A 7,493-nucleotide genomic window follows, 5' to 3' on the forward strand; every position below is an offset into this window, starting at 1 on the left:
ACCGAAGCTAACGTTCTGAAACTGCTGGTTCACGGCAGCATGGCACCCTCCTAATCTTTTATCAAGAGCTCGTTAACACCGCGGAACACCGGTGTAACCGACGCCACGGGGAGATCGGCCGCAAGGGGCTCACCGCCACCCGAAGTCATCTCCAGCCGGCCGGACGAAAACCGTCCCCGCCATCATCTGCTCCACCGTATGCGCGTTCCGCTCGGTCCACGGCGCGCGTCGAATCGTCTCCCCGCCCATCTCCCCACCCGGTCCCGGAAAGGACCTGCAATTGTGACTGTCAAAGCACCCGCGATCGCGACGTCGCGCAATCCGGCTACCGGCGAGGTGATCGACACCTACCCCTTCGTGGAAGCCGAAGAGCTGCCCGTCGCTCTGCACCGTGCCCGGCGAGGCTTTGTGCAATGGAGCCAGACCAGTCCGGAGATCCGGTGCGCCACCCTGGACCGGATGGCCGGGCTGCTGTTGCGGGACACCGAGCGGCTGGCCGCGCTGATCACCGCCGAGATGGGCAAGCCCGTCACACAGTCCCGTGCCGAAGTCGAGAAGGCGGCACGGGTGCTGTCCTGGTACGCCGAGCACGGGGCGAAGATGATCGCCGACGTTCCCACCTCCATCGGGCCGGCCGCCCACGTGTCCTACCGCCCCCTGGGGCCGGTGCTGGCCGTGGAGCCGTGGAACTTCCCCGTCTGGCAGGTGATGCGGGGGGCCATCCCGATCCTGCTGGGCGGCAACGCCTACGTCCTCAAGCCGGCCCCGAACGTCGTCGGCTGCGCGCTCGCGGTCGAGCGGCTGTGGAGGGAAGCCGGGCTTCCGGACGGAGCGTTCAGCGTCCTCAACGCCGACAACGACGTGGTCTCGCTGGCCATCGAGGATCCGGCCATCGTGGGCGTCACGGTCACCGGCAGCGTCCGCGCGGGCTCGGCGATCGCTGCCCAGGCCGGCCGCGCCGTCAAGCGGAGCGTGCTGGAACTGGGTGGCTCGGACGCCTTCATCGTGCTGGCCGACGCCGACCTGGACGCCGCTGTCGAGGCGGCCGTCCAGGGCCGGTTCCACAACAGCGGCCAGGTCTGCATCGCCGCCAAGCGCATCATCCTCGACCGGACCGTCGCCGGGGTCTTCACCGAGCGGTTCCTGGCCGCGGTGGGGGAACTGCCGGTGGGCGATCCGACGCAGGAGACGACCTACATCGGCCCGCTGGCCCGCGACGACATCCGCCGCGAGGTCCACGCCCAGGTCGAGCGCACCCTCGCGGAGGGCGCCCGGCTGCTGCTGGGCGGGCAGCCCGTCGCGGGGCCGGGCACCTTCTACCAGCCCACCGTGCTCGCCGACGTCACCCCGGAGATGACGGCCTTCCGCGAGGAGATCTTCGGTCCCGTCGCCGCCCTGATCGTGGCCGAGGACACCGAGGACGCCGTCGCGAAGGCCAACGACTCCCAGTACGGCCTCAGCGCCAGCCTCTGGACCGGCGACGCGGACCTCGCGTCCCGGGTGGCCGGCCGCCTGGAAGTGGGCGGGGTGTTCATCAACGGCATCGCCGTCTCCGACCCCCGCATCCCCATCGGCGGAGTCAAGAACAGCGGCTACGGCCGGGAACTGTCCCACTTCGGGGTGCACGAGTTCACCAACGTCCAGGCCGTGTGGAACCACACCCTCAGCAACGAAGGAGCAGCGAAATGAACCGGGAACTGTTCGACAAGGGGCTGGCCACCCGCCGCGAGGTGCTCGGCGACGCCTACGTCCAGCGCAGCCTCGACACCGCCGACGACTTCTCGATGCCGATGCAGGAACTGGTCACCCAGTACTGCTGGGGCGACGTGTGGAACCGTCCCGGCCTGGAGCGGGTCCAGCGCAGCCTGGTCAACCTGGCGATGATCAGCGCCCTGAACCGCCCCCACGAGCTGAAGGTGCACGTGCGCGGCGCGATCCGCAACGGGGTGACCAAGGAGCAGATCCAGGAGGTTTTCCTCCAGGTCGCCGTCTACTGCGGGGCTCCCGCCGCGCTGGAGAGCTTCCGTCTGGCGCGTGAGGTCTTCGCCGAGCTGGAGGCGGAGGCGTGACCGCCATCGGGTTCATCGGCCTGGGAAACATGGGCTTCCCCATGGCCGCCCGCCTCGCCGAGGCCGGCCACACGCTGATCGTCCACGACCGGGACACCGAGGCGGTGGACAGGTTCCTCGCGGCCCGTCCCACCGCCGCCACGCCCAGGACCACCAGCTGGCAGCACGCGGACGTCATCATCACGATGCTGCCCACGTCCGCCGTCGTGGAAGCCGCCCTGCTCACCGACCGGGTCGCGGCCACGGCATCACTGAACACGCTGTTCATCGACATGTCCTCGGCCGAGCCCGTCCGCTCCCAGCGACTGGGCTCGACACTGGAGGAGATGGGCATGCGCTACATCGACGCGCCCGTCTCCGGGGGAGTGCTCGGAGCAACCGAAGGACGACTGGCCATCATGGCCGGCGGCTCCGCCGCCGACGTCCGCGAGGCGGCCCCCCTGTTCGAGGTGATGGGCAAGTCCACCGTCCACGTGGGAGGACCGGGGACCGGTCACGCGGCCAAGGCCCTGAACAACCTCGTCTCGGCCTCCACGGTGGCCGTCACCGTCGAGGCCCTGCACATCGCCGAACGCTTCGGGATCGGTCCGCAGACCCTGACCGACGTGCTCAACGCATCCTCCGGGCGCAGCAACACCTCGGAGAACAAGGTGGCCCAGTTCATGCTTTCGGGCAGCTTCGGTTCCGGATTCCCCATCGGGCTGATGACGAAGGACGTGAACATCGCCGTCGCCCTGGCCGAGGAACTGGGTGTCGACGCCGAACTCGGCCACCACTGCGCCGAGATATGGCGCAAGGCCGTCCAGGACGGTTTCGCCGCCGAGGACCACACGCGGATGTACGAAATTCTCGACCGACCCGACCCCTCCCTCTCCACCACCCAGGAAAGGCACGCTCATGCGTGACTTCGCAACCGTGCTGCGGCACGCCAGTGAGGACTTCGAGTTCTCCCGGGAAATGCGCTACTACACCGGAAAGCTCCACGTCGCCATCGGCGACCAGGCATGGCTGGCCGACTACGACGACGGCCGGCTGCTTTCGGTGGCCCCCGCCGACAGCCGGCCCCAGGACGCGGCGATCGCCATATCCGGCACCCGCGAGCAGTGGGAGGAGATGACCGCCGCACACCCGCGGCCGTTCTTCCAGTCCCTGCAGAGCTCCTCGATCAAGCACGGGGTGCGGCTGAGCAACACCGACCAGCTCTACGCCTACCTGCCGGCCCTGAACCGGCTGATGCAGATCTTCCGTCAGCTCAACGCACAAGGAGCGTAGGACATGGCCAGGCACGAACCGATCACCGGACGCTACGTCCACCTCACCGTCGAGGACGTCGAGTACCGCGTCTACTACGAGGAGGCCGGCCAGGGCATCCCCCTGATCGTGGGCCACACCGCGGGCTCCGACGGGCGCCAGTACCGCCACCTGCTCAACGACCCGGAGGTGACGGACCGTTACCGTGTCATCGCCTTCGACCTGCCCTACCACGGCAAGTCCCTGCCGCCCCACAACGTTCCGTGGTGGACGCAGGAGTACCAGATGACCAAGGCGCGCATGATCGCCTTCCCCAACGCGCTGGCCGACGCCCTCGAACTCGACCGCCCGGTCTACATGGGCAGCTCCATGGGCGGACACCTTGCCATCGACCTGGCCTCCACCTGTCCCGACCGCTACCGGGCGACCATCGCCGTGGAAGGGGCCATGCGCTCGGCCGCCGAGTACGTGGACGTGGGCATGGCCGGCATCCGCCGGGAGTTCGACAACCCCAACGTCGCCCGCACCTCCACCGGAGCGGCGATGCTGCTCAACATCTCCCCGTACAGCCCGGAGCAGAACGTCCGGGAGATCCAGTGGGAGTACCAGTGCGGCGGCCCCGGCGTGTTCGCGGGCGACCTCTATTACTACTACTACGACCACCATGTCACCCCCGAGGAGGCCCGGGCCATCGACACCAGCAGGTGCATGCTCTACCTGCTCACCGGTGAGTACGACCCGAACACCTCGCCGGCCGAGACCAGGGAACTGGCCGACCTCGTGCCCGGCTGCAAGTTCTGGGAGATGCCCAAGCTCGGCCACTTCCCCGTGACCGAGGACTACCAGGAGTTCCGCAAGTACCTCCTGCCGATCCTCCAGGAGATCCGCGACCACTCCCAGCGGCCCGCCCTGGCGGAGGCCGACAGCCGGCGCTCCTAGCGCCCGGTCCGGCGGCCGGCCGCCCGCCCGAACAACCGGCCCCCTTCCCCGCTCGGGACGCGTGCAGCACGCGCCCCTCCTTCAGCACACCCTTCTGTCCCCAAGGGCGTCACTCACAGGAGTCAAACGCCTGCGCACCATCACCCCATGCGGAGGTGGATCAGTGTCGATCCGGAACGAGAACACCTGGCGGCCTCGGCCCGTCACCAAGCGGCAGATCAAGTTCGCCACCGTACTGGCCTTCCTGGCCTGGGCGTTCGCGGTCTACGATTTCATTCTCTTCGGGACCCTTCTGCCGGAGATCGGCAAGGACCAGGGCCTGGACAGCGCCGAACAGGCCACCCTGGTCACCTGGATGTCCATCGGCGCGGTGGTCCTGGGCCTCCTGGCCGGTCCCGTCGTCGACAGGTTCGGCCGCAAGGCGGGGCTCGGCTTCACCACCGCCGGAGCCGGAGTAGCCTCCGCGCTCACCGCGCTGGCCGGCGTCGTGCCCGTCTGGGGCCTGGTGGCCATCCGTTCCCTCAGCGGGCTGGGCCTGTCGGAACAGGGCGTCAACGGTGCCTACCTGAGCGAACTCTACGGGGCCTCCGACGATCCCCGGATCAAGAAGCGCCAGGGCTTCATCTACTCCCTGGTCCAGGGCGGGTGGCCGATCGGAGCGATCCTGGCCGCCGCACTGACGGCGATCATGCTCCCCGTCGCAGGCTGGGCCGGCTGCTTCCTCATCGCCGCGGTGCCCTCGCTGATCGTCGCGCTCCTGGCCCGCAAGTTGCGCGAGTCCCCGCAGTTCGAGTCCGTGCAGAAACTGCGGCAGCTGCAGTCCCGTGGCGCACAGCGTGAGGCCGAGGAGCTCTGTGCCTCCCTGGGCATGGACCAGCACGAGTCCCGCAGCAGCCTCGCCGACATCTTCCGCGGCAGAGGCCTGCGCACGACCCTCGCCCTGGGCCTCGGTCACATCCTGAACTACTTCCCGGTCCAGGTCTTCAGCGTCCTGGGCACCACCGTGCTCGTCAACGTGCACCAGGTGTCCTTCAGCAACTCCCTGGTCATCCTGCTGATGTCCAACATCATCGCCTACCTCGGCTACCTCACCCACGGATTCCTCGGCGACCGCTTCGGCAGGCGCAACGTGATCGCCTTCGGCTGGATCACCGGCGGCATCGTCTTCACCGCCATGATCTACGGGCCCAGCAACTTCTGGACGGTCGTGGCGCTCTACAGCGTCGGCACCTTCTTCCTGATCGGCCCCTACTCCTGCGTCCTGTTCTTCGTCGGCGAGAGCTACGAGACCCGCATCCGCGGCCGGGGCGCCGCCTTCGTCGCCGCGGTCGGTCCCGTCGGCGGGATCCTCTCGTCGGCCCTGGCCGCCACCCTGCTGGCCGACAACGGCACCTGGACCACCGCGGCCTTCCTCTTCGGCGCGATCCCCTGCATGCTCTCGGGCGTGGCCGTCCTGTTCTCCCGCAAATCCCAGCACGCCGCCGACCCCGTTCACACGCAAGCGGGAGCGCCGCGGGTCGAGCCCGCGACCTGACCCGACGCCCCCCCGCCAGGCACCCGTCACCGCCGCACCCGCCCGGTTCAGCGTGCCGCGCCGTCGACGCGCGGGCGCCGGCCGCCGGGTGCGGCGGCCGTGCTGGAGCGCGGCGAGATCGGCGGGGCCGGCAGGTCGTGCAGGGCGATGCCGCCCGCGCCCTGAGCCCGGCCGACCCGGACCGTGGAACCCTCCTCCAGGGTGAAGATGTGGCGGCGCCTGCTGGACGGACTGCGCCAGCCCGAACACCTCGGCGTGCTCGGCCTCGGCTGGGTGCAGGTCGTGGACCAGGACCCGGCCGGGGCGGTGGACGCCCGGGTGCTGCTGCAGATCGCCGCCGACTCCGGGGGCTCCGGGCACGACACCGTCCGCGCGCTGCTCGGCACCGAGCCCTCCGACTGGCCGGCGATCTGCGCCCACCCGGTGCTCGCCGCCCGCTGGCTGGCCGAACAGGGCGACCTGGACATCGCCGAGATCGTCGCCGCCTTCCCCGACACGGAGCCGGCCCTCGCCCGCTACGGCACCGACGGGCTGCGCAACGCCGTCGAACTCGGCCTCGACCAGAAGGCGATGAGCCTGCTCAAGAATTACGCCGACGGTGTCGGCCACTCCCTCGCCGACGTGATCGCCGCCTTCCAGGAACGCGGCTACGAACGTGCCGAGCAGACCGCGCCGCTCGGCACCGCGGGCGCCGTCGCCTGGTCGCGCCTGCAACTGGAGCGCGGCAAACCGCTCGACTGGGTCCTCGGCAACGTCGTCGAACACCCCGAGAAGATCCGCCGATGGGCGGTCGACGGACCACGGCTGGCGCACCGGGTCGGCGCCGCGGTCCTCGGCCCCGCCGCCGCGCCCGCCACGGCCGCGACCCTGGCCGCCGCCCCGCCCCTGCTGCCGCTGCTGGCGGCCCTCCACACGCCCGAACAGCGCGCCGCGCTGCTGCGGCTGTACGCCACCGACCCCGAGGGCACCCTCGACCCCCGTGCCCGCCGCGAACTGCCCCTGGTCCTCGCCTCCCCGGACCCATCGCTCGCGCTGCGCACCCTGCTGCGCGAGGGACTCGGTGTCGTGGCCCAGCAGTTCGCCGACCGTTTCCGGCTCAGCCCCGAGCAGCGCCGCATGCTCGCCGAACTCTCCCCGCTCACAGCCGAGTTGGCAGCCCGCTCGCTCCAGGCCGTGCTGTCGGTCGGCGCCCGCTTCGGACCCCGGGTCGCGGTCACCGCGGCCATCGTGGAGCAGCGCCTGCCGGGCGCCGCCGAGGCGGTCACCGTCTGGGGCCCGCGCTGGCTGCCGCTGCTGGGCGGCCGCTCCGGGGCACGCGTCCTGCGGCTGCTGGTCGAGCAGCGCGAGAAACACGGTGCCCGGGCCGGCCGGCTCACCCCGTGGCTGCTGGCGGCCGGGGAGGACGGCCTGGCCCTGGTCGAGCGCTACGGCTCCGACGCCCTGGACCTGGTCCAGGCCACCGGCGCCCCGCCCGCCGAGGCCCGCCTGCTGGGCGAGCTGCTGATGCTCCCCGGCCCCGGCCCCACCCTGTACCGCCTGGTCACCGAGCACGGCCTGCCCCCCGAGACCTGGCCCCGCGCGGCCCGCCTGCTGGCCCGCGGCGCCCCACCGGAGCGGGTGCTGCTGGCCCTGTGGAGCAGCACACCGGCCCGCTGAGGTCAGGACCCGCCGGTGCGCTCGGCCGCCCAGGCGTCCAGCGC

Annotated in this window: 7 protein-coding genes; all 7 read left to right on the forward strand. The window is 70.7% G+C overall.

Annotated features, from left to right (window positions below):
* Positions 1-282 precede the first annotated feature (282 nt).
* Positions 283-1,689: an NAD-dependent succinate-semialdehyde dehydrogenase gene (locus ABZX30_RS31660; RefSeq protein WP_355939791.1), complete on the forward strand. Its 1,407-nt coding sequence runs from the start codon at positions 283-285 to the stop codon at positions 1,687-1,689.
* Positions 1,686-2,069 carry a 4-carboxymuconolactone decarboxylase gene (gene pcaC, locus ABZX30_RS31665; RefSeq protein WP_355939794.1) on the forward strand — a complete coding sequence of 128 codons (384 nt, stop codon included), beginning with the start codon at positions 1,686-1,688 and terminating at the stop codon, positions 2,067-2,069. Before ABZX30_RS31660 ends, pcaC begins: the two co-directional genes overlap by 4 nt.
* Positions 2,066-2,974, forward strand: coding sequence for an NAD(P)-dependent oxidoreductase (locus tag ABZX30_RS31670; protein ID WP_355939797.1), 909 nt, complete (start codon positions 2,066-2,068; stop codon positions 2,972-2,974). The genes pcaC and ABZX30_RS31670 overlap by 4 nt, the downstream gene beginning before the upstream one ends.
* On the forward strand, positions 2,967-3,341 hold the full coding sequence (locus tag ABZX30_RS31675; protein WP_355939800.1) for a hypothetical protein: 375 nt from the start codon (positions 2,967-2,969) through the stop codon (positions 3,339-3,341). The genes ABZX30_RS31670 and ABZX30_RS31675 overlap by 8 nt, the downstream gene beginning before the upstream one ends.
* Before the next feature lie 3 nt (positions 3,342-3,344).
* Positions 3,345-4,259, forward strand: a complete 915-nt coding sequence (locus tag ABZX30_RS31680) for an alpha/beta hydrolase (protein WP_355939803.1) — start codon at positions 3,345-3,347, stop codon at positions 4,257-4,259.
* A gap of 163 nt (positions 4,260-4,422) precedes the next feature.
* Positions 4,423-5,793 carry an MFS transporter gene (locus ABZX30_RS31685; protein WP_355939805.1) on the forward strand — a complete coding sequence of 457 codons (1,371 nt, stop codon included), beginning with the start codon at positions 4,423-4,425 and terminating at the stop codon, positions 5,791-5,793.
* A 201-nt stretch (positions 5,794-5,994) separates the two neighbouring features.
* Positions 5,995-7,449, forward strand: a complete 1,455-nt coding sequence (locus ABZX30_RS31690; protein ID WP_355939808.1) for a hypothetical protein — start codon at positions 5,995-5,997, stop codon at positions 7,447-7,449.
* Positions 7,450-7,493 lie beyond the last annotated feature (44 nt).

The organism is Streptomyces sp. NPDC004542 (assembly GCF_040610035.1).
Classification (GTDB): Bacteria; Actinomycetota; Actinomycetes; order Streptomycetales; family Streptomycetaceae; genus Streptomyces.